Source organism: Proteiniborus sp. DW1, from assembly GCF_900095305.1.
In the GTDB taxonomy this organism is placed as follows: Bacteria; Bacillota; Clostridia; order Tissierellales; family Proteiniboraceae; genus Proteiniborus.
Map to the genome: position 1 here is coordinate 81,984 of NZ_FMDO01000031.1, position 25,592 is coordinate 107,575.

At 33.2% G+C, this 25,592-nt stretch carries 25 protein-coding genes; all 25 read left to right on the top strand.

Annotation, left to right across the window (positions count from 1 at the left end):
* Window positions 1-21: 21 nt before the first annotated feature.
* The 25 genes from murD to DW1_RS08255 all read left to right on the top strand — a co-directional run bounded on the left by murD (window position 22) and on the right by DW1_RS08255 (window position 25,452).
* A complete protein-coding gene (gene murD / locus DW1_RS08135; protein WP_074350113.1) occupies window positions 22-1,380 on the top strand; it encodes a UDP-N-acetylmuramoyl-L-alanine--D-glutamate ligase in 1,359 nt (452 codons plus the stop codon).
* 2 nt (window positions 1,381-1,382) lie between these two features.
* Window positions 1,383-2,492: a putative lipid II flippase FtsW gene (ftsW, locus tag DW1_RS08140; RefSeq protein ID WP_074350114.1), complete on the top strand. Its 1,110-nt coding sequence runs from the start codon at window positions 1,383-1,385 to the stop codon at window positions 2,490-2,492.
* Between the two features lie 4 nt (window positions 2,493-2,496).
* Window positions 2,497-3,606, top strand: a complete 1,110-nt coding sequence (gene murG, locus DW1_RS08145) for an undecaprenyldiphospho-muramoylpentapeptide beta-N-acetylglucosaminyltransferase (RefSeq protein ID WP_074350115.1) — start codon at window positions 2,497-2,499, stop codon at window positions 3,604-3,606.
* 92 nt (window positions 3,607-3,698) lie between these two features.
* Window positions 3,699-4,949, top strand: coding sequence for a UDP-N-acetylglucosamine 1-carboxyvinyltransferase (gene murA / locus DW1_RS08150; RefSeq protein ID WP_074350116.1), 1,251 nt, complete (start codon window positions 3,699-3,701; stop codon window positions 4,947-4,949).
* Between the two features lie 50 nt (window positions 4,950-4,999).
* Window positions 5,000-5,752, top strand: a complete 753-nt coding sequence (locus DW1_RS08155) for a cell division protein FtsQ/DivIB (protein ID WP_074350117.1) — start codon at window positions 5,000-5,002, stop codon at window positions 5,750-5,752.
* A 10-nt stretch (window positions 5,753-5,762) separates the two neighbouring features.
* The gene (locus tag DW1_RS08160; protein ID WP_074350118.1) at window positions 5,763-6,497 is read left to right on the top strand and encodes a DUF881 domain-containing protein; all 735 of its coding nucleotides are present in this window, start codon (window positions 5,763-5,765) and stop codon (window positions 6,495-6,497) included.
* Window positions 6,498-6,515: 18 nt separating this feature from the next.
* Complete coding sequence (locus tag DW1_RS08165; protein ID WP_074350119.1) at window positions 6,516-7,253, top strand: DUF881 domain-containing protein; 738 nt, start codon at window positions 6,516-6,518, stop codon at window positions 7,251-7,253.
* Window positions 7,254-7,261: 8 nt separating this feature from the next.
* Window positions 7,262-7,600 (top strand): small basic family protein, encoded by a 339-nt coding sequence (locus tag DW1_RS08170; protein ID WP_074350145.1) that lies wholly within the window; start codon window positions 7,262-7,264, stop codon window positions 7,598-7,600.
* A gap of 284 nt (window positions 7,601-7,884) precedes the next feature.
* Window positions 7,885-8,982: a cell division protein FtsZ gene (gene ftsZ, locus DW1_RS08175; RefSeq protein WP_074350120.1), complete on the top strand. Its 1,098-nt coding sequence runs from the start codon at window positions 7,885-7,887 to the stop codon at window positions 8,980-8,982.
* Between the two features lie 145 nt (window positions 8,983-9,127).
* On the top strand, window positions 9,128-10,033 hold the full coding sequence (spoIIGA, locus tag DW1_RS08180; RefSeq protein ID WP_074350121.1) for a sigma-E processing peptidase SpoIIGA: 906 nt from the start codon (window positions 9,128-9,130) through the stop codon (window positions 10,031-10,033).
* Window positions 10,034-10,765 (top strand): RNA polymerase sporulation sigma factor SigE, encoded by a 732-nt coding sequence (sigE, locus tag DW1_RS08185; protein ID WP_143474386.1) that lies wholly within the window; start codon window positions 10,034-10,036, stop codon window positions 10,763-10,765.
* A 194-nt stretch (window positions 10,766-10,959) separates the two neighbouring features.
* Window positions 10,960-11,733, top strand: coding sequence for an RNA polymerase sporulation sigma factor SigG (gene sigG, locus DW1_RS08190; RefSeq protein WP_074350122.1), 774 nt, complete (start codon window positions 10,960-10,962; stop codon window positions 11,731-11,733).
* Window positions 11,734-11,844: 111 nt separating this feature from the next.
* Window positions 11,845-12,126 (top strand): YlmC/YmxH family sporulation protein, encoded by a 282-nt coding sequence (locus tag DW1_RS08195; RefSeq protein WP_074350123.1) that lies wholly within the window; start codon window positions 11,845-11,847, stop codon window positions 12,124-12,126.
* Between the two features lie 99 nt (window positions 12,127-12,225).
* On the top strand, window positions 12,226-12,681 hold the full coding sequence (gene nrdR / locus DW1_RS08200; protein WP_074350124.1) for a transcriptional regulator NrdR: 456 nt from the start codon (window positions 12,226-12,228) through the stop codon (window positions 12,679-12,681).
* Between the two features lie 433 nt (window positions 12,682-13,114).
* Window positions 13,115-13,939, top strand: a complete 825-nt coding sequence (gene pgeF, locus DW1_RS08205) for a peptidoglycan editing factor PgeF (RefSeq protein ID WP_074350125.1) — start codon at window positions 13,115-13,117, stop codon at window positions 13,937-13,939.
* Window positions 13,940-13,965: 26 nt separating this feature from the next.
* Window positions 13,966-15,375 carry a sigma-54 interaction domain-containing protein gene (locus tag DW1_RS08210; RefSeq protein ID WP_074350126.1) on the top strand — a complete coding sequence of 470 codons (1,410 nt, stop codon included), beginning with the start codon at window positions 13,966-13,968 and terminating at the stop codon, window positions 15,373-15,375.
* A gap of 230 nt (window positions 15,376-15,605) precedes the next feature.
* Entirely contained in the window at window positions 15,606-16,652 is a 1,047-nt protein-coding gene (gene ord / locus DW1_RS08215) for a 2,4-diaminopentanoate dehydrogenase (protein ID WP_074350127.1), read from the top strand.
* A 1-nt stretch (window position 16,653) separates the two neighbouring features.
* Window positions 16,654-16,977 carry a 2-amino-4-oxopentanoate thiolase subunit OrtA gene (gene ortA, locus DW1_RS08220; RefSeq protein ID WP_347499710.1) on the top strand — a complete coding sequence of 108 codons (324 nt, stop codon included), beginning with the start codon at window positions 16,654-16,656 and terminating at the stop codon, window positions 16,975-16,977.
* The gene (gene ortB, locus DW1_RS08225) at window positions 16,970-18,388 is read left to right on the top strand and encodes a 2-amino-4-oxopentanoate thiolase subunit OrtB (RefSeq protein WP_074350129.1); all 1,419 of its coding nucleotides are present in this window, start codon (window positions 16,970-16,972) and stop codon (window positions 18,386-18,388) included. The genes ortA and ortB overlap by 8 nt, the downstream gene beginning before the upstream one ends.
* A 14-nt stretch (window positions 18,389-18,402) precedes the next feature.
* Window positions 18,403-18,768, top strand: a complete 366-nt coding sequence (locus DW1_RS08230) for an ornithine aminomutase subunit alpha (RefSeq protein WP_074350130.1) — start codon at window positions 18,403-18,405, stop codon at window positions 18,766-18,768.
* Entirely contained in the window at window positions 18,768-20,984 is a 2,217-nt protein-coding gene (gene oraE, locus DW1_RS08235; protein ID WP_074350131.1) for a D-ornithine 4,5-aminomutase subunit OraE, read from the top strand. The genes DW1_RS08230 and oraE overlap by 1 nt, the downstream gene beginning before the upstream one ends.
* The gene (locus DW1_RS08240) at window positions 20,974-22,341 is read left to right on the top strand and encodes a GlmL-related ornithine degradation protein (RefSeq protein WP_074350132.1); all 1,368 of its coding nucleotides are present in this window, start codon (window positions 20,974-20,976) and stop codon (window positions 22,339-22,341) included. The genes oraE and DW1_RS08240 overlap by 11 nt, the downstream gene beginning before the upstream one ends.
* Window positions 22,342-22,534: 193 nt before the next feature.
* A complete protein-coding gene (orr, locus tag DW1_RS08245; RefSeq protein WP_074350133.1) occupies window positions 22,535-23,599 on the top strand; it encodes an ornithine racemase Orr in 1,065 nt (354 codons plus the stop codon).
* 105 nt (window positions 23,600-23,704) lie between these two features.
* Window positions 23,705-24,031 carry a DUF4870 domain-containing protein gene (locus tag DW1_RS08250; RefSeq protein WP_074350134.1) on the top strand — a complete coding sequence of 109 codons (327 nt, stop codon included), beginning with the start codon at window positions 23,705-23,707 and terminating at the stop codon, window positions 24,029-24,031.
* 83 nt (window positions 24,032-24,114) lie between these two features.
* On the top strand, window positions 24,115-25,452 hold the full coding sequence (locus DW1_RS08255) for a replication-associated recombination protein A (RefSeq protein ID WP_074350135.1): 1,338 nt from the start codon (window positions 24,115-24,117) through the stop codon (window positions 25,450-25,452).
* The last annotated feature ends 140 nt before the right edge of the window (window positions 25,453-25,592 follow it).

Genomic DNA, 25,592 nt, shown 5'->3' on the forward strand with positions numbered 1-25,592 from the left:
TAATAGGAGCAGGTGAATAAAATGGAATTAAAAGGTAAAAATGTTTTAATATTAGGTCTAGCTGTAAGTGGAGTATCTACAGCTAAAGCGTTAAATAAACTAGGTTCAAAAATAACTGTAACTGATATGAAAACAGAAGAGGAACTAAAGGAACAATTATTAGAACTGAAAGATATAGATATATGCTTTGTGCTAGGAAGCAATAATGTAGATTTAAGTGAAATTGATTTAATAATAAAAAGTCCTGGTATACCTCTTGATATACCTATAATAAAATCAGCTTTAGATAACAATATTGAAGTAGTTACTGACATAGAATTGGCTTATAGAATTTCTAAAAATAAATTCATCGCTATAACAGGTACTAATGGTAAAACTACTACAACAGCCTTAACTGGGAATATGATGAATAAAGCTGGACTTAAAAATCATGTTACAGGAAATATTGGTGTAGGCATATTATGGGAGGCTGTAAATGCAGATGAAAAAGATATTTTTGTTATTGAAGCAAGTAGCTTTCAATTAGAAAGCACTAAATACTTTAAACCCAATATAAGTCTGATAACAAACATTACTCCTGACCATTTGAATTGGCATAAAACATTTGATAATTATGTTGAGGCAAAGAAAAAAATATTAAAAAATCAAGGAGAAGATGACTATACTATACTAAATTATGACGACTTATTACTCAGAAAAATGGGGAAGGATATAAAATCAAACCTGATATATTTTAGTGCCGATAATAAACTAGAAAAAGGTGTCTATATCTATGACTATCAGATCATTATAAATGATGGGAAGAAAATTATTAAGGTAATGGATAGTAGAGATATAAGGATACCTGGCAAGCATAATCTTTCTAACGCTTTAGCAGCAGTTTCAGTCGGATGGGCTATGGGAATTGAAACCGAGGTAATAGCAAGTTCACTTAGAGAGTTTGAGGGAGTAGAGCATAGAATAGAGTTTGTAGATAATATTTCTGGTGTTAAATTTTATAATGATTCAAAGGGCACAAATCCAGATTCATCCATTAAGGCTATTGAAGCAATAAATAAACCTATAATACTTATAGCAGGTGGAATGGATAAAGGCAGCGACTTTGGTGAGTTTATTGATAGCTTTAATGATAAGGTAAAGGCGCTGGTTTTACTAGGTGAAACAAAAGAAAAAATTAAAGATGCTGCAATAAGTAAAGAATTTAATAATATATATATAGTAAGTAGTATTGAAGAAGCAGTTAATAAAAGTTTTGAATTAGCAGTTCCTAATGATAATGTATTGCTTTCCCCTGCATGTGCAAGCTGGGATATGTTTAAGAGTTATGAGGAAAGGGGAAGAATATTCAAGCAAGCTGTAAAGAATTTAAGGGAGGATTAGTAATGGCTAAAAAAAGAGCCAGTGACTTTACCTTGATGATAGCTGTGATTTTACTTGTTTTTATCGGAATAATCATGGTCTTTAGTTCTAGTTGGCCTGATGCATTATACAAATTAGGTGATGGATACCATTTCTTAAAGAAACAACTTCAGGCAAGTGGTATAGGATTAGTGGCTATGTTATTTTTCATGAACTTCGATTACTGGAAGCTTGACAAGTTGGCAAGGCTAATATTTATATTATCAATTATATCAGCATTTCTTATATTTACTCCATTAGGGATAGAGCTTAATGGTGCTAGAAGATGGGTTAATTTAGGTTTTACTACTTTTATGCCATCAGATGCTATTAAAATAGGGTCGATTATTTTTCTATCATCATTTTTATCTAGAAGAAAAGATGATGTAAAGAAGTTCACTAAAGGATTTATTCCAGCATTAATTATAATTGGGATTTCTTGTGGACTAATAATTATGCAGAGAGATTTAAGTACCAGTGCTACACTAGGAATGGCTCTTTTTATACTATTGTTTGTAGCTGGTGCCAATATATTTCATCTTTCTATTCTTGGCGTATTGGGTATAGCAGGAGGTACTTTAGCTATAGTAGGAGAAAAATTTAGAAGGATGAGATTTACAGCTTTTTTAAATCCCTTTGCACCAGAAGTTAGAGATAATTATGGATGGCAGGCGATTCAATCTCTTTATGCATTAGGTTCGGGAGGACTGTTCGGATTAGGTTTGGGTAAAAGTAGGCAGAAATTCTTTTATATTCCTGAACCCTACAATGATTTTATTTTTGCAATAATTGGTGAAGAACTAGGTTTTTTAGGGTGTGTAACTGTAATGCTTTTACTTCTTCTTATAATATGGAGAGGTTTAAGAATTGCCTTAGGTGCGAAGGACCTATTTGGATGCTACCTTGCATCAGGAATAATAGCACTTATTGCAGTACAATCATTGATACATATAGCAGTTGTAACCTCTTCTATGCCTACTACAGGAATTACATTGCCTTTTATAAGCTATGGAGGAACATCACTAATGATGTATATGGCAGCTGCTGGAATTCTGCTAAATATATCAAGACACTCGGATTTAGATAGGAGCTGAGAACATGAAAGCATTGATTACAGGCGGAGGCACAGGAGGGCATATTTATCCTGCTTTAGCTATTGCTAGAAAAATCAAAATGGAATACAAAAATGTAGACATATTATATGTAGGGACAGAAAAAGGTTTAGAAGCAGAGATAGTTCCAAAGGAAGGTTTTAAATTCAAAACAATTAGGGTAAAGGGATTCAGTAGAAAACTTTCAAAGGATACCTTTAAATCTATTAAAGAATTATTCTTAGGACTAAATGATGCAAAAAAAGTTATTAAGGAATTTAAGCCTGACATAGTCATAGGTACAGGTGGATATGTATGTGGTCCTATTGTTTTAACTGCTGCTCTAAAGAAAATACCTACAATTATACATGAACAAAATGCTTTTCCAGGAGTTACAAATAGAATTCTTTCCAGATTTGTAGACAAAGTTGCAGGCAGCTTTGAGGAATCAAGGAAATATTTTAAGGATGTAAATAAGTTAGTTATAACAGGCAATCCAATTCGTCAGGATATTGTAGGATATAATAAAGAAGTTGCATATAAGGATTTAAACATTGATCCTAATAGACCATTTGTATTATGCTTTGGAGGCAGTGGGGGCCAGAAAAAGCTTAATGATGCAATGCTTGATGTCATTGTTAATAATAAAAACAACACTAGTATTCAAATTATTCATGTAACTGGTAAAAGGCTATATGATAGTTTTATGGAAGGCCTGAAACAAAAAGGTGTAGATAAGCTAACAGATAATATTAGAATATATCCATATTTTTTTGAAGTACCAAAGGCATTATCTATTGCTGATGTAGCTATAACTAGTGGTGGTGCAATAGCCATAGCTGAAATAACTGCAGTAGGCATTCCCAGTATACTAATACCAAAGGCATATACAACAGAGAACCATCAAGAATATAATGCTAGAGCATTAGAGAAAAATGGAGCAGGTATTGTAATTTTGGAAAAGGATTTAAATGGTGAGTTATTGAATAAGGAAATTATTAATTTATTATCTGATAAAATTAAATTAAAAGAAATGGCAGAAAGAAGTAGAAAAATGGGTATCATTAATGCAGATGATAGAATACTTAATATATTGAGAGAATTGTTGGGAGAGTAGTTTAGTAGCAGTAACACCTTTTTTGAATATGCATAAAATAGATATATACTGTTTTTTACATACAGTTTGGAGCATATTCTGGAGGTGTAATAATGAGTAAGTATATCATAGAAGGTGGCAGGAGGCTAGTTGGAGAAGTACCAGTAATTGGAGCCAAGAATGCGGTGCTACCTATTTTAGCAGCAACTGTTATAAACAACAATACAAGTACTATTTTTAATACTCCAAATTTAAGAGATGTAGAGGTTATGGAGCAAATTTTAGTGTCTATAGGATGTAAGATCAATAGAGTTGACAATGTAATCTTTGTAGACTCAAGAAATCTCTCTAAAATAAAAATACCAGAAGAACTTGTAAGGGAAATGCGCTCGTCCATTATATTAATGGGAGCAATGCTGACTCGATGCGGAGAGATAGTCGTAAGCTATCCTGGGGGATGTGAAATTGGTCCTAGACCTATTGATTTACACCTAAAAGCACTTAGACAACTAGGAGCTACTATTGAAGAGTCCCATGGCTTTTTACACTGTAAAGCGGAGAAGTTAAAAGGTTGTGATATACAGCTAGATTTTCCTAGTGTAGGTGCTACAGAAAACATTATGCTAGCTGCTGTAAAGGCTGAAGGTACTACTATAATTAGAAATGCAGCACGTGAACCTGAGATAATTGATCTTCAGAATTTCCTTAATGGGATGGGAGCTAAGATTCATGGAGCAGGAACAAGCATAATAAGAATTGACGGAGTAGATAATCTTACTAGCGTAGAACATACTATAATACCTGATAGAATAGTCGCTGGTACCTATATGGTTGCTTCCGCAATTACTGGTGGAGAAGTTATACTGAAAAATATAGAGGTGGAACATATTCAATCTATAATAGCTAAGCTAAAAGAAACAGGATGTATGATATATAATAACTGTACTACTTTAAAAATAATTGGTCCTAAAAAGATTAATGCTATTGAAACAGTTCAAACATTGCCATATCCTGGATTCCCTACAGATATGCAAGCACAAATGATTGCTTTACTTAGTATTGCCAATGGAACAAGTATAGTTACTGAGACAATTTTTGAGAATAGATTTAAACATGTAGAAGAACTTGTTAGAATGGGTGCTAATATAAAAATTGCGGGGAAGGTTGCTATAATTAAGGGAGTAAAAGAGCTTACAGGAGCAAAAGTTACTTCAAAGGATCTAAGAGGAGGAGCTGCATTAGTTTTAGCAGCTTTGGCAGCTAATGGAACCACAGTAATTGAGGATACTTTTCATATAGAAAGAGGTTATGATAGTCTAGAAAAGGACCTTCTTGCTTTGAATGCAGACATTAGGAAAGTTTAGGCAGCGTATGCTGCTTAAGACCTCAAGGACAAGCCTATTGGAGGGTAATAATGGGTAAAATAGATAAAAAAATAAAAAAGAAAAAAAACAGGCTTATATTTTTTATTATTATACTACTAGCTTCAACTTTTTTTATTCTCTACACTAAGACAAGCTTCTTTCATATTTCAAGTGTAGAGGTCAATGGAAATGATAAAATTACAGATGAAAAAATAATACTTGCATCAGGCATAATAATAGATGAAAATATATTTAAAATAAACTTAAAAGTGGTAAAGGAAAATATATTATTCCATCCATATGTAAAAGATGTTATAATCAGGAGAAAGTTACCAAACAAGATATTAATTGAGATAGAGGAAAGAAAAGAGATTGCTATTATAAACTATACAGGTTCATATGTATATATTGATGAGGAAGGTATTATTCTAAACATATTATCTGAAAAAAGTGATGAGGAAATTATTGAGATATATGGAATAGAAATAATTAGCCCCAAAATAGGAGAAAAGATACAATTTAGTGATGAAGAAATGATGCCAAAAGTTTTTGAGTTTATTAATAGCAGCAGAATGTTAGGGATATCTAAATCTTTTGAAAAAGTGACCATTGACGAAAACAATAATGTGGATATTTATATGGAAAGTGGAGGAAAGGTTGCATTCGGCACCTTAGATGATGTAAAATATAAATTGAATTTTCTTATATCCATTTTAGAAGAGTTAGAAAGCAAAAATCAAGGATATCGAACAATTCATTTAGATAAAGGAAATAATGCAATCATAATTAAGGAAAATGATTAGGAGTGGGAAAATGAATGATATTAAGAGCAAGGTAGCTATAATCTTAGTTTGTATTGCATTAGGTACAATTCTAGCAATTCAATTTAAGACTGTTGAGAATTCAATAGGTTCTGGAACCATACCTACACAGAGAGCCCAACAGTTGGCAATTGACTATAAAAAGGTTCAAGATGAAAGAGATGCACTAAGAAATGAATTAGATAATTTAGAGGCTAAGCTAAAGCAGTATGAAAAAGGTGAAGCAGAGAAGGATGTTTATTTAGAAAACTTGTATAAAGATATAGAAAAATATAGAAATTTAGCAGGTTATGAGGATGTTCAGGGACCTGGGATTACTATTGAAATAAATGACCCTCCAGCCGAAGTTGTATTTGGCGGAGATTCTAGTATTATTGTAGATAATTATGAGTATATTCTCCAGATAATAAGTGTTCTCAACGCTACGGAAGCAGAAGCTATATCAATAAATGATCAAAGATATACAAGCTTTACAGAGATAGTTAAAGCTGCAGACCACTTAGAGGTAAATGGTTCATCTCTTGGACCACCTTTTGTCATTAAGGCAATAGGGAAGGCTGATGACTTAGAAAATTCACTTCGTATTAAACATGGGCTTATATGGTTTATGGAAAATGCACTTAATTTAGATATACACATTAAACAAGAGCAAAATATATTTATTCCTAAATATAGAAAAATTAAAGAATTTAGATATGCTCAACCAGTAGAAGAAATATCAAATTAAATTATGGAGGATTATAAAATGGGCGAGAAGAAAAATACAGGAATGGCTTGGCTTGTAATCCTTTCTATTCTTCTGGGATTTCTGTTATCTTTTCAGATGAATCAGAATATAGAGGACTATGATTTAGTTTCATTGAAAAATTTACAGACAATGAAGAATGAAATAAGCAATATTCGTAAAGAGATAGATGATATAAAAGGATTGACAGAAGAAAGAAAAAGAGAATTAGAAAAACTTAAAAGTGTAATCAATGATGAAGAGGCAGATATATCAGAACACTTAATCGAAGAGATAGATAAATTAAGGTTAGTATCAGGTTTAGAAGATGTTCAAGGTCCTGGAATTAGAATTATAATTGATGACAACAAAGATGATGAAATAGTTGGTGGTCATATAAATGATGATATCGTTCATGATTCTACTATACAAATGATTATAAATGATTTAAAGATAGCTGGAGCAGAAGCTATAAGTATCAATGGCCATAGAGTTATGTCCAGATCTGAAATTAAATGTGGTGGACCTACAATTAGATTTAATGGCAGAAGCTCAGCTCCACCATTTGTCATAACTGCAATAGGGGATCCTAAGCTACTTTATGCATCTGTAAGTGCACCAAATACCTATGGTTGGATTTTGAAGGAGGTCAATAAGCTTAGAGTCGAAACGATTATGAAGGACAATGTGTCTATACCCAAATATAACTGGGTTAATGAAGAGTTTAAGTACGCAAAACAAATAGAAGAAGGTGAATAATTGTGATTCTGTTAGCTCTTGTTGGTATAATAATTGGAGTACTGATAGGTAATTACCTACCTATAACTTATTCTGCTAGCTATTCTTTATATGTATCAGTTGCAATATTAGCTTGTCTCGACTCAGTCTTTGGTGGATTAAGAGCAGCATTAGAACAAAAATTTAATACTGAAATTTTTGTTTCGGGATTTTTTGGGAACTCAATTTTAGCAGCATTCTTAGCATATATAGGTGATAGATTAGGTGTACCTCTCTACTATGCAGCGATTTTTGCTTTTGGTGGAAGGCTATTCCAAAACTTTGCCATTATAAGAAGATTGATTTTTAGAAAGAAAGATTCAAACTAGAATCTTAATATTTTTCAAATAAAATAATAATCTAGGATCAAAGAAGGAAATATAGTTAAAAAAGTAAAGTATATTGCATATGAACTAAAAGCGAACCAATATTTTCCGATAAAATAGCTATCATATATGATTTATTAAAGAGGAAAATTAAATATTTTATAGAATAATATATTATGAAGAAGAAAAAAAGCAAATTATAAAGAAAAAAGAAGAAAAGTGGTAAGATAAGAATCAATATAGAAACTAAATAATAAATGTTTCGTATATAATAAGGGGGTAATGAAGTGTTCGATTTTGAAGTAGATGTAGAACAATTTGCGCATATTAAAGTCATTGGAGTTGGTGGTGGTGGAAACAATGCTGTTAACAGAATGATTGACAATCAAGTAAAGGGAATTGAATTTATCACTATTAACACTGATAAACAAGCTCTTCACTCTTCTAAGTCTGAGATAAAGCTTCAAATAGGAGAAAAGCTAACTAAGGGACTTGGAGCAGGAGCTAATCCTGAAGTTGGAATGAAAGCTGCAGAAGAGAGTAGAAATGAGATAACTGAAGTTTTAAAGGGTGCAGACATGGTATTCATAACTGCAGGTATGGGTGGTGGAACAGGAACAGGTGCAGCACCTATTGTGGCAGAAATAGCAAAAGAACTTGGCATATTAACTGTTGGAGTAGTTACGAAGCCTTTTATGTTTGAAGGCAGAAAGAGAATGATGCATGCAGAAAAAGGAATTGAAGAGCTAAAGAAGAGAGTAGATACATTAGTGACTATCCCTAATGATAGATTATTACAGGTAGTAGAGAGAAAAACATCTATTGTAGAAGCTTTTAGTATAGCTGATGATGTTTTAAGACAAGGTATTCAAGGTATATCTGATTTAATTGCAGTGCCTGCATTAATAAACCTAGATTTTGCCGATGTGAAAACCGTTATGTTAAATCAAGGCTTAGCGCATATGGGAATAGGGAAGGCAAGCGGTGAAAACAGAGCTACTGAAGCAGCTAAACAGGCTATACATAGTCCATTGCTAGAAACCTCTATTGAAGGTGCAAAAGGTGTATTATTGAATATAACAGGGGGACCGAATTTAGGAATCTTTGAGGTTAATGATGCTGCTGATCTTATTAGACAAGCAGTTGATCCAGATGCAGCTATTATCTTTGGAGCTGGTTTAGATGAAAACCTAAAGGATGAAATTAAGATAACGGTCATTGCTACAGGCTTTGATAGTATTAAACAAGAAAAAGTAATAGACAAGTCTCCGGTTTCTTTTGCAAATTCTAATGAAAAAGCTAAAGAAAAAACTACACCAGAACCAAAACATTTTGATACTGACGAACTAGATATTCCAACTTTCTTAAGGAGAAGAGATAAATAACCCTTTCTATTTTATAGAAAGGGTTTTTTTTCGACTTCAGTATATGACATAATTCTAATAGTAGTTGTATTATAATAGACATAAAAATAAAATGATATGAATAAAAGTTTATTAGAATGAGGATGTACAAAAAGGGGGCAGTGGTTTGTACATATATGCAGAATATCTTTTACTGGAAAATATGGTGATTAATTATATATTACTATATTTAACTGGAAAGTTTACAAAAACAGAAGCGAATAATGTTAGGTTATTATTAGCTTCTTTTATTGGAGCAGCCTATGCATTAGTCATATTCTTTCCTTTATTAATGTTTATGACAAAATTCATTATAAAGTTGGCTGTATCCATCTTAATTATAATAGTAGCTTTTAATCCGATGAAAATCAAAAAATTTATAAGACTTATATCAACTTTCTATGTAATGGCTTTTATTTTTGCTGGAGCATCACTAGCATTATTCTATTTAGCTGATATAGAGGCATACGCAGGAAATGGTATATTTTACATTAAGGATTTTCCTGTAAAAATACTAGTACTTGCTGTGTCCATATCATATGTTCTTATTAAGATAGTTTGGGGATATATTCAATCAATTTTGACAAAGAGTAAGATTTATATACCTATAATTGTTAGTTTAAACAATAAAGCTGTTGAAATAATGGGATTGTTAGATACAGGAAATTTATTAAGAGACCCTCTTACACAAACACCAGTAATAATCATTCAGTTTTCGGCCATAAAAGAACTCTTACCAAGTGAAGTACAAAGTATCTTTGAGAAATACAAAGAGAACGACTTACAGGTTATTTCAGAAATTATGATGGATAATGCTACTGGTTTAAAGTTTAGACTAATACCATTTAAATCTTTAGGAAAGGAAAATGGTATGTTAATAGGTTTTAAGCCAGATAATGTTGTAGTAAAAGATGATGAAGATAAGTCGTTTTGCGATATTATAGTTGGAATTTACAACAATAATCTTTCAAATGATGAAAAATATGTTGCTCTGTTGCATCCTGAGATGTTTACTCAAAAGGAGGTTATTTAGATGGGAAAAATATTTAATAGGCTGAAGCTTATTGTTAGAATACAGTATATAAGGATACTAAAGAAGCTAAATATATTTGATGAAGGACACATATTTTATATCGGAGGAAGCGAGGTTCTTCCTCCACCTTTAACTCCAGACGAAGAAAATTATCTAGTATCTAGACTAGAGGATGATGAAAATGTAAAAACTATTTTAATAGAGAGAAACCTCAGATTGGTAGTATATATTGCTAGAAAGTTTGAAAATACGGGGATAGGAGTAGAGGATTTAGTCTCAATTGGAACGATTGGTTTAATAAAAGCAGTTAATACCTTTAAGCCAGATAAAAAAATTAAACTAGCCACATATGCTTCAAAGTGTATTGAGAATGAAATACTTATGTATCTTAGAAGAAATAGCAGATTTAAGGCAGAAATTTCTTTTGATGAGCCTTTAAACATTGATTGGGATGGGAACGAATTACTTTTATCAGATATAATGGGTACAGAAAATGATGTGATATTTAAATGCTTAGAAGAAGAAATAGATAAGGACTTATTGAATCAAGCCATTTGCAAGCTAACATCACGTGAGAAAAAAATCATGGAGCTTAGATTTGGTCTTAAAAATGGTGAGGAAAAAACACAAAAAGAGGTTGCAGATCTTTTAGGTATCTCACAATCTTATATATCTAGACTTGAGAAAAGAATAATAAAAAGATTAAAAAAGGAAATTAACAAAATGATTTAAAAATTAACTTTTATGTACTTAGACCTGCTCAAAGGCTATAGATGGCATATTTTATCTATATAGAGTCAGAGCATGGTCTAATTTTTTTATATAGCTTAATCTATTTACATCAATTGTTGAATAATAACACTTAAAGAAGGCAATAATTTTTATGTAAAAGGGGCAAAACATCAAGAAAGGAATGAATTACTTATATGCATATAAATAAAGTAGAAATATGCGGAGTAAACACCTCAGAACTACCAGTACTTACTAATAGTGAAATGAGAGCATTATTTGATAGAATACATGCAGGCGATATGAGTGCAAGAGAAGAATTTGTTAAAGGAAATTTGAGATTAGTTCTAAGTGTTATTCAAAGATTCAGTAAAAGAGGCGAGCATGTTGATGATTTGTTCCAAGTAGGATGTATAGGGCTAATAAAAGCAATAGATAATTTTGACTTATCACAAAATGTTAGGTTTTCTACTTATGCTGTTCCTATGATTATTGGGGAAATTAGAAGATATTTACGGGATAATAATTCAATTAGAGTAAGCAGATCATTGAGAGATATTGCATATAAGGCACTACAAGCTAGGGATCACCTAGTAAATAAAAATTCAAAGGAACCTACAATTACTGAGATAGCCGAGGCACTAGGATTACCAAAAGAAGAAGTAGTTTTTGCTTTAGATGCAATTCAAGATCCTATATCATTATTTGAACCTATATATCATGATAGTGGCGATGCAATATTTGTTATGGATCAGGTAAGTGATGAAAAAAGCGAAGATGAAACTTGGTTGGAGGAGATTGCTTTGAGAGAAGCTATAAGAAAGCTAAACGATAGAGAGAAATTAATTCTCAATCTAAGATTTTATGAAGGTAAGACACAGATGGAGGTAGCTGAAGAAATAGGAATATCTCAAGCGCAGGTATCGAGACTAGAGAAAACAGCTTTAAAACATATGAGGAAGCTAATTTAGTTTAGCTCAATATTAAAGGCTTACCATTGTTTCACTGGTCAAATATTAGTAATAATACTATGTGTTAAGTTAATATATATAGTATATAATTATTTTAAAGAAGGTGAAACAATGGTAAAGACTACTGATTTACGTGAAAAGGAAGTAATAAATGTAAGGGATGGGACAAGAATAGGGTATATATCAGATTTAGAAGTGAATTTAGAGAAAGGAACAATTGAAGCTATTGTCTTACCAGGACCAGGAAGAATACTAGGCTTGTTTGGTAAGAATCAAGACTATGTTATAAGGTGGCAAAACATTGTTAGAATAGGCTCAGATGTTATTTTAGTAGATCTTAACACAAGCACTGATGATTTTTTATTCTATGGAGGAGAGGATAGAGAGGTTTAGAAATAATACCAATCAAGCAAATGGCATGTTTAGAAGTAGACATTAAATAAAAGATGTAATATAATTTGATTAAGACTTAGCAAAATGGAGGGGAAAAAGATGAAGTGCCCTTTTTGTGATTATTATGAATCCAAAGTAATTGATTCTAGGCCTACAGATGAAGGACAAGCTATTCGTAGAAGAAGAGAATGTACTAAGTGTGGTAAGAGATTTACAACTTATGAAAAGATTGAAGATATACCTCTTGTAGTAATTAAAAAGGATGGAAATAGACAATCATACAATAGAAATAAACTCCTAAACGGAATAATTAGAGCCTGTGAAAAAAGACCTGTTTCTATTAAGGTTATTGAAGATATGGTTGATGAAATCGAGAAGTCCTTATTTAATTCTATGGAAAGGGAAATAACCACTGATCTCATAGGAGAAATGGTTATGAATAGGCTTAAAAATATTGATGAAGTAGCATATGTTAGATTTGCTTCGGTGTATAGACAGTTTAAGGACTTGAATACATTTATGGATGAACTTAAGAAAATACTTGATGAAAAATAGGACTCATATGAGTCCTTTTAAAATATTTTAGGTAAAGGAACATGCTGGAAACACACGCTCTCGGTTAGCAGTCTCTTTACACAAATTTATTAGCTCGCTAAGCTCACATAAATTTGGTAAGAGTTGCATTTGACCTACCATCGATTCATTTCATGAATCGGGTTAGGTCATAATCGGACATGAATAATTCTATAGTTCATTCCAACATGAAATCCTACAACTTGCAAACTCGCTTCGGTTAATGGAGTTACAGAAATCTTTGATTTCGTCGTAACTCCTTATGTCAGCGTATGCTGACCTTACCTTAATTGTTTGTTTAACGGATTTCATGTCTGCATTCACTAAGAATTACACTCATGTCCTGCAAATGTTCGCTTAGTGTTTACACCATGTTTCTCGTAATATTATATAGAATGTTAATAGAGGTGATATTGTGAATGAAAATATAGGCTTTGAGTTAAGAGAAATAAATGGACTTGAGTATTATATAATCCCTAGCTTTGATGAAACAGGACTAGTTAAACATGGGTTTACTACTAGAATTGGTGGTATAAGCCCTGAGCCTTTTAATACCTTAAATTTAGGTATAAAAACTGAAGATAAAAAAGAAAATGTAATGAAGAATTTTCAAAAAATATCAGATGCTTTTAATGTTTCAATAGAAAAAATAGTGTTATCAGACCAAGTACATGGAACAACTATTAGAATAATTACTGAAGAGGATGCTGGTAAAGGTTTGGTTAAACCTTTAGACTATAAAGAAGTTGATGGGCTTTTAACTAATGTAAAAGATCTAATGCTTCTGACCTTTTACGCTGACTGTGTTCCACTATTTTATCTCGATAAAGTGAAAAAAGTAGTGGGAGTTGCTCATGCAGGTTGGAAGGGAACTGTGGCAAGGATAGGTGAGAAAATGATTAATACAATGAAAGATATGTATGGTTCGAATCCTGAAGATATATTAGTAGGAATAGGTCCTTCTATAGGGGCATGTTGTTATACAGTTAGAAAAGATGTATATGATAGATTTAAAGAAAATTTATCATCTATTGAAGATGTTCTTATGAGAGAGACTACAAGCACATGGAAACTAGATTTATGGAATGCAAATAAAAAGATATTAGAGGAAAACGGGGTATTAAGTAGAAATATAACCATATCTGAATTATGTACTAGCTGTAATAACCATAAATTCTTTTCTTATAGAAAAGATAATGGCAAAACAGGAAGAATGGCCGCTATTATACAGCTTAAATAATGTAAGGATAGAAAAGGGATGATTATATGAGGTCTCATGAGTTTGAAAAGCTATTACTGCAAAAAATTTTGCAGCATATAGATGTAGGGATTCATGTAGTAGATGCTGATGGCAAAACAATATTTTATAATGAATCAATGGCTAAACTAGAAGGCATAGAAAGAGAAAAAGTTATTAATAGGCAGTTACTAGAATTATTTCCTAGTCTAAACGAGCATACAAGTACTTTATTAAGTGTTGTCAATACTGGACAAAAAATAATCGATAGAACTCAGACATATCTAAATTATAAAGGTAAAAAAATCACTACTATAAATACAACTATCCCTATTAAAAAGGACAAAACCATCCTAGGAGCTTTGGAAATTGCGAGAAATGTTACAAACATTCAAAAGCTATCTGAACAATTGGTAGATTTACAAGCAGAGCTAATAGGGGAACAAGAAAAAAAAGTCTCATATTATGACAATAAATATAGATTTGAAGATTTAATAGGTTATAATGAAAGTTTTGTAAGAGCTGTAGATATAGCTAGAAAGGCAAGGAATTCTAATTCTAGTGTTCTTATTTATGGAGAAACAGGTTCTGGAAAAGAGCTTTTTGCTCAAAGTATACACTATGATGGAAGCAGAAAAAATAAGCCATTTATAGGACAAAACTGTGCAGCTTTACCGGAATCCTTATTGGAGGGAATTTTGTTTGGTACAGTAAAAGGGAGTTTCACTGGTGCAGTAGATAGACCTGGTTTATTTGAGCAGGCTAATGGAGGTACGTTATTATTAGACGAAATAAACTCAATGGGCGTTTCTCTACAAGCAAAGCTCCTCAGGGTACTTCAAGAAGGTTATATTAGAAGGGTTGGAGGTTTAAAAGAAATCCCTATAGATGTGAGAATAATAGCTACCACTAATGAAAACCCTATTGAGTCAATAAATAAAGGGACCATTAGGAAAGACCTTTTTTATAGGCTCAATGTAATATCAATTAATGTTCCACCTTTAAGGGAAAGAAAAGATGATATAAAACTTTTATGCGCACACTTCATAAAAAGGTTTAACAAATTATTCAATAAAGATGTTTGGGTCATTTCACAGGATATGATGCAAAACTTTATGAAACATTCTTGGCCAGGAAATGTTCGAGAACTTGAAAATCTTATTGAAGGTGCAATGAATCTGATTCCTAAGGATGAACACGTTTTGAAAAATGAACATTTTTATGGATTTGTACCTAGTGCGCTAGAAGATGAATCTAATTATAATGATATAATTCATTCGCGCAAACCATTAACGGAAATAATGGAATCCATAGAGAGAAAATTGATACAAAAGGCTTTGGACGAAGCTGGATATAGCATTTCTGAAGCTGCAAGGATTCTAAAAATAAAAAGACAAACGTTACAACATAAAATAAAAAAATATGAAATACCTTTATAACTGCAAATAAATTTGCATAGCGATGCAAATTTATTTGCGTTTTTTTATTTTGTTTCTTCTTTTTTCTAAAAGCTTTATATGTAATAAAGGCTTAAAAAGAACTTTAGCTAATTATATGTTTTATTGGCAAAGATATTGCATTAATACTAAGTGATTATTTATGTATTTTTTTATTGTATTTTTTATGCATTATTTTAACAATATTTAAAAATATTTTGGAGGTGTAGTTTATGGATAATGTAAAAGTAGTTATTTGGGGGTTTGGTGCCATGGGTAGTGGAATGGCAAGGATGCTTTTAAAGAAAAAAGGCGTAGAGATTGTTGGGGTTTGCGACTTAGACCCAAATAAAGTAGGTAAAAGTATTTATGAAGTATTAGGTACTGAAAGTGAAGGTAGACCAGAAGTAATCATTAAAAACAAAATAGAGGAAGTTTTAACTGAGAAATGCTGTGATATTTGCTTGTGTGCTACTGATTCCTTTACTAAGAATGCTTTCCCTAAATTAAAATATGCACTAGAAAAGAAGGTCAATGTAATATCAACTGCAGAAGAAATGGCATATCCATATGCTCAAAGTCCAGAATTAGCTAAGGAACTTGATAATATAGCTAAGGAAAACGGTGTCACAGTTTTAGGTACAGGAATAAATCCAGGATTAATAATGGACCTATTAGTAGTATGCTTAACAGGATGTATGATTGATGTAGAGCATATAGAGGCGAAGCGTGTAAACAGCTTGTCACCATTTGGACCTGCTGTAATGGAAGAACAGGGAGTTGGATTAACAGTAGAGGAATTTGAAAAAGGGGTAGCAGACGGCACATTAGCAGGACATGTTGGATTCCCAGAGTCCATACAGATGATTGCAAGAGCAATAGGATGGGAAGTTGAAAAAATAGAACAGCAAATGAAACCTATAGTAACTAGCGTTGATAGAAAATCTCCATTTGGATTTGCTAAGGCTGGAGATGTAGCTGGTGTAAATATGACAGGGCAAGGATATGTAAATGGAGAAGTTAAAATAGATATGATACATCCACAGCAAATAGAGCCAGAAATGGAAGGTACTTATACTGGAGACTACATAACAATAAAAGGCACTCCTGAAGTAAATATGGCTATTAAACCAGAAGTAGAGGGTGGATTAGGTACTATAGCTATGTGTGTTAATATGATTCCTCATGTTATAAACGCAGAACCAGGACTAAAGACAATGATAGACTTACCAGTTCCAAGAGCAATTATGGGGGATATGAGAGATTTAATTAGAAAGTAGGGTGAATATAGTGGAAATTGCAAGAAAAGGTGATTGGGTAAGAATACATAATATTGTATTGACTCCTGACCAGAGAGCATCACAGGTGCCAGAAGACACTAGAAGTGTCCCTCTTGAAATATGGACTAAGGGTTTTCTTCTTGACGATGAGGCTAAGATAGGAGATGAAGTAAATATAGAAACCTATATTGGCAGGAAAGTATCTGGTAAATTAATAGAGATAAATCCTTATTATGAACATGATTTTGGGAAATGTGTTCCAGAGCTATTATATATAGGTAAGCAGTTAAGGGACATTCTTGAAGGTGGTGAGGAAAATGAATAAGGATATAAGCTACGATGCAGTTATGGCTAGAAAGAAAGAGATTATGAAACAAGCTATAGGTATCGATTACGATAAGTTTGAAACTGGGGGAATAGCCTTTGACTATGAGAGAATGATGAGAGAAACAGGCTATACATTACAAGAAATGCAAGAAATACAAAGTAAGACAGGAGTAGGAAATACTCCAATACTAGAGCTAAAAAACCTCACTAAACTAGCTAGGAAATTAGCTCCTAAAGGAAAGGGGGCTAGAATATTCATAAAAGATGAAGCAGCAAATCCATCAGGAAGCTTCAAGGCTAGAAGAGCAGCCATAAGCGTTTATCATGCAAAGAAACTAGGCTATAAAGGCGTTATAGCTGCTACAAGTGGTAACTATGGAGCTGGAGTAGCTAGTCAAGCTGCCATGAGAGGACTTAAATGTATTGTTGTTCAAGAATGTTATGATTCGAAAGGCGTTGGTCAGCCTGAAATAGTTGAAAAGGCTAGAAAGTGTGAGGCGCTAGGCGCTGAAGTAGTTCAATTATCAGTAGGTCCAGAGCTTTTTTACACATTTTTAAGACTGTTAGAAGATACTGGGTACTTTAATGCATCGTTGTATACTCCTTTTGGTATTGCAGGTGTGGAAACATTGGGCTATGAGATAGCTATGCAATTTAGAGCAAGAGAAGGGAGAGACCCGGATGTGGTAGTGGCAACTAATGCAGGAGGAGGAAACCTAACAGGAACTGCTAGGGGGCTAATTAAAGCAGGTGCACTCAATACACAAATTGTCGGTGCCAGTGTAAATCTGAAAGGTCTGCATATGGCAAGTGATAAACAGTTTAATAGAAAATCATTTACCACTGGGCATACTGGTTTTGGAATACCATTTTCTACTTGGCCAGATCGTTCTGATGTGCCTAGGTCAGCAGGAAGACCTCTTAGATACTTAGATAGATATGTTACAGTAAATCAAGGTGAAGTATTCTACATAACAGAGGCATTAGCTCAGATAGAAGGGATAGAGAGAGGTCCTGCAGGCAATACATCTTTGGCAGCAGCATTTTCAATTGCACAGGAACTAGATCAAGATAAAATAGTCTTAGTACAGGAAACTGAATATACTGGTGCAGGTAAGCATATACAGCCTCAACTTACTTTTGCTAGAGAAAATGGAATCCAGATTATTATTGGAAATCCTGAAGATGAAATTCCAGGAGAAAATATTATATTACCGGAACATCCAGGACTAATAAAGGCAAGAGATTTGGACTTAAATAAACTTAGAAGATCCTATATTAAAAACTGTATAGATATTATGAATGTGAGCTCTTTCTCAGAAGAAGATATTCAATTTTTAGCTGAAGATAGCAAATCTAATACAGATTTCGTTATCAGTACATTAAAAGAACTAGGAATAGATATTTAATTGGAGGTGTAGAAATGAAAAGAAAAGATGACTTTGAAACTAGAAGACAGCATTTAAAAGACTTATCAGAAGAACAACTAGAAGCACGCTTTTGGGAGTTAGCTGAGAAAATAGTAAATCCGCTTGTAGAGCTAGCTGAAAAACATACTAGTCCATCTATAGAGAGGTCAGTACTACTTAGAATGGGTTTTTCTAGTATAGAAGCTACTGCCATTGTTAATGGGGCTATAGATAGAGGATTGTTGGGCAAAGGGGTAGGACATTTAGTATATAGATTGTCTAAAGACTATAGTTTAAGTATTAGGGAAGCAGGGTTAAAACTTGCAGAAGGTCAGATGTGGGATGAGATTATGAAGATATTTGCAGGAGGTGAAAAATAATGAAACTAAAGCCTAATGAAAAGCTAAACATATCAAATATATTAGAAAATCTTGAAAACTATAGACCTAGAAGAAGAGGTTGGCATTGGAGAGAGGGTGTAGGACAAAAAAGACAGATAGGAAAATTCGAGTACTATGATACATCTGAAAATCTAGATCAGAGTCAACCTTTGCCTTCTGCTCATTATTTTGATGATATTGATCCACAGCCAGATTCTGTTATTACTACTGAAATTGCATCAGGCAGATTTGAGGATGACATCAGAAGAATGAGAATGGCTGCATGGCACGGTGCAGACCACTTAATGGTTATTAGAACTGCAGGACAAAGCCATTTTGATGGACTAATTGAAGGAACGCCTCAGGGTATAGGAGGTATACCTATTACTAGAAAGCAAGTTAGAGCGCAAAGAAAAGCTCTTGATTTAATAGAAGACGAGGTTGGAAGACCAATTAATTACCATTCCTATGTTAGTGGAGTAGCAGGCCCTGAAATAGCAGTTATGTTTGCAGAAGAAGGAGTAAATGGTGCTCATCAAGACCCACAATACAATGTTCTATATAGAAATATTAATATGATTAGGTCTTTTGTAGATGCTGCAGTGGCTAAAAAAGTAATGGCTTGGGCTGATATGGCTCAAATTGATGGAGCTCACAATGCAAATGCTACAGCTAGAGAAGCATGGAAGGTTATGCCAGAGCTTATGGTACAGCATGCTATTAACTCTATGTATTCTGTAAAGATAGGTATGAAGAAAGAGAACATATGTCTATCTACTGTACCTCCAACAGCACCACCAGCTCCTTGTATGAGAATTGACTTGCCTTATGCAGTTGCCCTTAGAGAGCTATTTAAAGAATATAAGATGAGAGCTCAGCAGAATACTAAGTATATGGGCTCTTCAACAAGAGAGGCTACAGTAACACATACTCTTAATCTACTGATTTCAAAGCTTACTAGAGCAGATATTCAATCTACTATAACTCCTGATGAAGGAAGAAATGTTCCATGGCATATATATAACATAGAAGGTACTAATACAGCTAAACAGGCTTTAATAGGTATGGATGGACTTGCTGAAATGGTAGAAATAAAAAGAGATGGTGGAGAGCTTGCTGATAAGGTCAGAGAATTGAAAGAAAGAGCTATACTATTTATGGAAGAAATGCTTGAAGTGGGAGGATACTTTAAAGCTGTAGAAGAAGGATTCTTCGTAGACTCAGGATATTATCCTGAAAGAAATGGAGATGGTATTGTTAGAAAGATTGATGGAGGTATTGGTGTAGGCACAGTATATGAAAGAGAACATGACTACATGGCGCCAGTTACTGCTCATTTTGGATATAACAATATAGCACAATATGATGAGAATGCAGTAGATAACCCATCAGTTCTTATTGGAGGATGTACATTTGAAGACCCAGACAAGATAATATATATTGATGAACTAGATGAAACTGACAATGTAAATGTAAGAATGGAAGAAACAAGAGAGTTAAGAGAAACAACAAAAATAAAGCCTGAAATGGAATGGCAAGGTGATGGCATAATTCAGATAACGTTATTCTTACCAACTGACGAGAGAACTGCTGAATTTGCGGCTATTGAAATAGGTAAAAAATTAGGCCTTGAAGATGTGGAAGTTATTCATAAAGAAATAATGCAAGCAGCAGAAGGTACAAGAATAGAATTAAAGGGAAGAGTACCATTTACAATAGATACAAGCAAGCTTGTAATACCACCAAAGCCAGAGGTTATGTCAGATGATGAAATAAGAAAAGAGATAGAAGCTCGTCCAATGAAAATAGTAGCTGGAACAGTAGGCGAAGATGAGCACTCTGTTGGATTAAGAGAGATAATAGATATTAAACATGGTGGAATAGAAGGATATGGTATAGAATGTCACTATCTTGGAACTTCAGTACCTGTTGAAAAACTGATAGATGCAGCTATAGAGCTAAACGCAGATGCTATACTTGCTTCAACAATTATTAGCCATGATGATATTCATTATAAAAATATGAGAAGAATTCATGAGCTATGTGTAGAGAAAGGTATAAGAGATAGAATTATTATAGCTTGTGGTGGAACACAGGTATCTAATGAGTTAGCTGTAGAACAGGGAGTAGACGCAGGATTTGGAAGAGGAACCAAGGGAGTACATGTAGCTACTTTTCTTGTTAAAAAAAGAAGGGAAATGTTGAATGAGAATTAATGTTTTAGTAGCTGAAATTGGTAGTACTACAACAGTAGTAAATGCATTTAGTGGAATATATGATGGCTGCCCTACATTTGTGGGTCAGGGTCAAGCTCCTACAAGTGTAGGAGAGGGGGATGTCAATATAGGTCTTAGAACAGCCATTAGGGATTTGAGTGAAAGCCTTAAGGTAAGTGACATAGAGTATGATGAGCTTATGTCTACAAGCAGTGCTGCAGGGGGATTAAAGATGACTGTTCATGGTCTAGTATATGACATGACTGTAAGAGCAGCAAAGGAAGCAGCCTTAGGGGCTGGGGCAAATCTTCATATGATTACTGCTGGGAAAATGAGAAGAACGGATTTAAATAAGCTTAAAGAAATCAATCCTAATATTATTTTGATTGCTGGGGGAGTAGATTATGGTGAACGGGATACAGCTATTCATAATGCAGAATTGATTAGGGGGCTAAAATTAGACATACCTGTAATATATGCAGGAAACATAGAAAATCAGGAAGAGATTCGGGAAATATTTAAAGATACTCATACAAAGCTATATATTGTGGATAATGTTTATCCTAAAATCGACCAGCTTAATATAGAGCCCACAAGGAAAGTGATACAGGAAGTATTTGAAGAGCATATTATTCATGCACCTGGAATGGGGAAAGTAAGAGAAATGGTGAATGGGCCGATTATACCAACACCTGGAGCAGTAATGCTCTCAGCAAAACTGCTAAAGGAAGAAGTTGGGGATGTACTAGTATTAGATGTTGGAGGAGCCACCACAGATGTTCATTCTGTCACAGAAGGCAGTGATGAAGTAAATAGAATACTAGTGAGCCCTGAGCCAATATCTAAGAGAACGGTAGAAGGCGATCTTGGAGTATATGTAAACTCGAAAAACATTGTAGATAGAATTGGGCTAGACAATTTGGCTAGTAAACTAGATATTAGAACGGATGAATTAACTAATCTAGTTGAGAATCATAAGCCCATTCCTGTATCTAATTTAGAAAAGAGGTTTGTTGAAGAATTGACTCTTGAAGCTGTGGTAACAGCAGTAAAGAGACATGCTGGAAAATTTAGAGATTTGTACGGACCAAATGGCAAGAAAACAATAGCAGAAGGTAAGGATTTAACAAACATTAGGTATATAGTTGGTACTGGGGGAGCACTGACAAGACTACCTAATAGGGAAGATATTATGAAAAGTATTGCACTAAGCAATAAAGGAAATGAATTACTGCCAAATAAAGAGGCAAAAATATTAGTTGACAATAATTATATTATGGCTTCATTAGGTGTATTATCAGAGAAATATCCAGAAGCCGCAATTAAGCTTTTAAAAGATAGCTTAAAAATCAAATAGTGATGGCTTTCTACTATTTCAGCATATGAGCAATCATTTAGCATTAGGAATTGCTCTAATAGACACCTTTAACTACTGGAAATTAGGGTTGGTTTTCATACCAACCCTAAATAATATCTATTTTGTCATGCTGAGCATGAGTTAATTATTTTTAATTTAAAGGATATAAAATATATTAGATAGGGGGAACAAAATGTATCCAAGAGTAGAGATATCTTTAGATAAAATTAGGCATAATGCAAAAAAGCTAATATCCTTATGTAATAATAATGGTATTAATGTGGCTGCTGTAACTAAAGTTTTTTGTGGAATGCCAGAAATAGCAAAGGTTCTAGTCGAATCTGGTGCTTCGGTACTTGCTGATTCCAGAATTGAAAACCTGAAACGCTTACAATCCATAGAAGTTCCTAAGCTTCTACTCAGGTTACCAATGATAAGCCAAGCTGATGAAGTAGTGCAATTTGCAGATATATCATTAAACTCTGAATTAGAAACTATAAGAGTACTTTCACAAAAGGCTGTGGACAGGTCAAAAATCCATAGTATTATTTTGATGATAGATTTAGGAGATTTAAGAGAAGGTATATTAGATGAAGAAGAAACATTAAAAACTGTAGCGGAAATTTTAAGATTAAAAGGAATTAAGTTATTAGGTTTAGGAACAAATCTTACATGCTATGCTGGTGTAATACCTAAGCATGAAAACTTAAATCATTTAGTTAATATTAAAGAAAAAATAGAAAAAGAATTTTCAATAAAACTTGAAATAGTTTCTGGTGGAAATTCAAGTAGCTTATATCTTCTTGACGGCGGAGAAGGTGTTCCAAAAGGTATCAATCAACTTAGATTAGGAGAATCTATAGTTCTGGGAAGAGAAACTGCATTTGGTAATATTATGGAAGACACCTATGAAGATTGCTTTAGATTAGTTACTGAAATTATAGAGATAAAGGACAAGCCTTCACTACCTATTGGAGAGATAGGAATGGATGCCTTTGGTAACAAACCTGTATTCCAAGATAAAGGTATAAGAAAAAGGGCAATATGTGCCATCGGTAAACAAGATGTAAGTATAGATAACATAGTTCCCGAAGATGAAAAAATAACTATTTTTGGAGGCAGTAGTGATCACTTAATAATTGATGTTACTGATAGCTTGAAAAATTATAAAGTAGGAGATAAAGTATCTTTTAAGCTAAGCTATGGAGGAATATTAAGTACATCGACGTCAGAATATGTAGCTAAAGTATTTATTTAAATGGAAGTGTTTCAAAATTCAACCTTCGCTAAAGATATTTTCACATATACTCTTTTAATTTGCATAATATTATATTATAATTAATGTATTAAGGAGGTTGATGGAATGCTGACTACTGAACAGAAGCTGCTATGTGCATTAGCCCATCTAGGCGTATTTGTTGGGATACCTATAATTGCCCCAATAATAGCTCTTTTAGTATCGAGTGATGGTTTCGTTAAGATGCAAGCAAAAGAAGCTTTAGGCTTTCAAATTATGATGGCTGCTGCCAGTATTATATCGGTTATACTAATATTTGTCCTTATAGGAATACCATTATTAATAGTCGTTGGAATAGCAACTGTAATTTTTCCAATATTGGCGATAATAAAAGTCGTAGATGGAGTTGACTACTCTTATCCCATATCGGGTTCTATAGTAAGAAAAATTTAAGAACTATGATTATACATGAAACCTTCTCCATATGAGTTATTCAGAAAACTGTGTGGAGAGGTTTTTTTAAGGAGAGAAGCTATATGGACTTATTTCAATTAAGTGCCGAAATGAATATAAAAAAATCAGCCCCTTTGGCAGATAGAATGCGGCCAAATACCCTTGAGGAGTTTATTGGTCAGGAGCATATTATAGGCAAGGGTAAGCTTCTATATAGAGGAATAATAGCAGACAAATTGAGCTCTGTTATTTTTTATGGTCCTCCTGGCACTGGAAAAACAACATTAGCTAAAATAATTGCTAATTCTACTAAAAAAAATTTTGAACAGTTAAATGCAGTGACATCAGGAGTAAAGGATATTAGAGAAGTAATAGATAGAAGCAAAGAAATACTTGGAATGTATAATAAAAGGACTATTTTATTTATTGATGAAATACATAGGTTCAATAAAACTCAACAGGATGCTCTTTTACCTTATGTTGAAAATGGGACACTTATACTTATAGGTGCAACAACAGAAAATCCTTTTTTTGAAGTAAATAAGGCTCTTATATCAAGATCTATGGTTTTTAAGCTTGAGCCATTAAAGGATGAACACATTCGAGCTATATTAGATAGAGCAATAAATGATAGAGATAGAGGACTAGGGGAGTTTAACATAGAAATTGATGGCGATGCTATTGAGCATTTAGTAAGAGCCTCTAGTGGAGATGCAAGAATAGCTTTAAATGGATTGGAGCTTGGAGCTCTAACTACTTCCCCTGAAGCAAATGGTGTTATAAAATTAACCTTAAACGTTATAGAGGAATGTGTACAAAAAAGAGCAATTAGATATGAAAAAAATGGGGATGAGCATTATGATATTGTTTCAGCTTTTATTAAGAGCATGAGAGGTTCAGATCCAGATGCTACTTTGTACTGGCTGGCTAAAATGATATACGCAGGTGAAGACCCTAAGTTTATTGCAAGAAGAATAATCATATGTGCATCTGAAGATGTGGGTAATGCTGATCCACAAGCCCTAATTTTAGCAGTAGCTGCTTTTCAAGCTATAAATACAATAGGCATGCCTGAGGGAAGGATTCCACTTGCACAGGCTGCTGTATATGTTGCATGTGCTCCAAAAAGTAATGCAGCATATTTAGGAATAAATAATGCTTTAGAGGATATTGAAAAAGGTAAGATGGGACAGGTACCAAATTACCTAAGAGACTCAACTAGTAAGAAAATGGAGGGAAAGTATATTTTAGATTCAATACATGATGGTAAGAATTATTTATATCCTCATGATTATCCTGAGGGATATGTTTCACAGCAATATCTACCAGATGAATTTGCGGATGTTAAATACTATAATCCTATAGAAAGTGGATATGAAAAGGTAATAAAAGAAAGGATAAACAAGTTATATAATAAGTAATTTATATAAGTGAATAACAAGACATTATCAGTATAGAAAACGCAATTATGCGTTTTTCTTTTTTGTAATTTGGAACTAAATAGGCGAAATTGAATAGTATAAATAATAGGAAGTATTTTTGACAATTGCATGTATTGAAG

Excerpts from the sequence above, each read along its gene's own strand:
- murD (WP_074350113.1), top strand. The coding sequence starts at position 22 with ATGGAATTAAAAGGTAAAAATGTTTTAATATTAGGTCTAGCTGTAAGT.
- ftsW (WP_074350114.1), top strand. The coding sequence starts at position 1,383 with ATGGCTAAAAAAAGAGCCAGTGACTTTACCTTGATGATAGCTGTGATT.
- murG (WP_074350115.1), top strand. The coding sequence starts at position 2,497 with ATGAAAGCATTGATTACAGGCGGAGGCACAGGAGGGCATATTTATCCT.
- murA (WP_074350116.1), top strand. The coding sequence starts at position 3,699 with ATGAGTAAGTATATCATAGAAGGTGGCAGGAGGCTAGTTGGAGAAGTA.
- DW1_RS08155 (WP_074350117.1), top strand. The coding sequence starts at position 5,000 with ATGGGTAAAATAGATAAAAAAATAAAAAAGAAAAAAAACAGGCTTATA.
- DW1_RS08160 (WP_074350118.1), top strand. The coding sequence starts at position 5,763 with ATGAATGATATTAAGAGCAAGGTAGCTATAATCTTAGTTTGTATTGCA.
- DW1_RS08165 (WP_074350119.1), top strand. The coding sequence starts at position 6,516 with ATGGGCGAGAAGAAAAATACAGGAATGGCTTGGCTTGTAATCCTTTCT.
- sigE (WP_143474386.1), top strand. The coding sequence starts at position 10,034 with ATGGGAAAAATATTTAATAGGCTGAAGCTTATTGTTAGAATACAGTAT.
- sigG (WP_074350122.1), top strand. The coding sequence starts at position 10,960 with ATGCATATAAATAAAGTAGAAATATGCGGAGTAAACACCTCAGAACTA.
- DW1_RS08195 (WP_074350123.1), top strand. The coding sequence starts at position 11,845 with ATGGTAAAGACTACTGATTTACGTGAAAAGGAAGTAATAAATGTAAGG.
- nrdR (WP_074350124.1), top strand. The coding sequence starts at position 12,226 with ATGAAGTGCCCTTTTTGTGATTATTATGAATCCAAAGTAATTGATTCT.
- DW1_RS08210 (WP_074350126.1), top strand. The coding sequence starts at position 13,966 with ATGAGGTCTCATGAGTTTGAAAAGCTATTACTGCAAAAAATTTTGCAG.
- ord (WP_074350127.1), top strand. The coding sequence starts at position 15,606 with ATGGATAATGTAAAAGTAGTTATTTGGGGGTTTGGTGCCATGGGTAGT.
- ortB (WP_074350129.1), top strand. The coding sequence starts at position 16,970 with ATGAATAAGGATATAAGCTACGATGCAGTTATGGCTAGAAAGAAAGAG.
- DW1_RS08230 (WP_074350130.1), top strand. The coding sequence starts at position 18,403 with ATGAAAAGAAAAGATGACTTTGAAACTAGAAGACAGCATTTAAAAGAC.
- oraE (WP_074350131.1), top strand. The coding sequence starts at position 18,768 with ATGAAACTAAAGCCTAATGAAAAGCTAAACATATCAAATATATTAGAA.
- DW1_RS08240 (WP_074350132.1), top strand. The coding sequence starts at position 20,974 with ATGAGAATTAATGTTTTAGTAGCTGAAATTGGTAGTACTACAACAGTA.
- orr (WP_074350133.1), top strand. The coding sequence starts at position 22,535 with ATGTATCCAAGAGTAGAGATATCTTTAGATAAAATTAGGCATAATGCA.
- DW1_RS08250 (WP_074350134.1), top strand. The coding sequence starts at position 23,705 with ATGCTGACTACTGAACAGAAGCTGCTATGTGCATTAGCCCATCTAGGC.
- DW1_RS08255 (WP_074350135.1), top strand. The coding sequence starts at position 24,115 with ATGGACTTATTTCAATTAAGTGCCGAAATGAATATAAAAAAATCAGCC.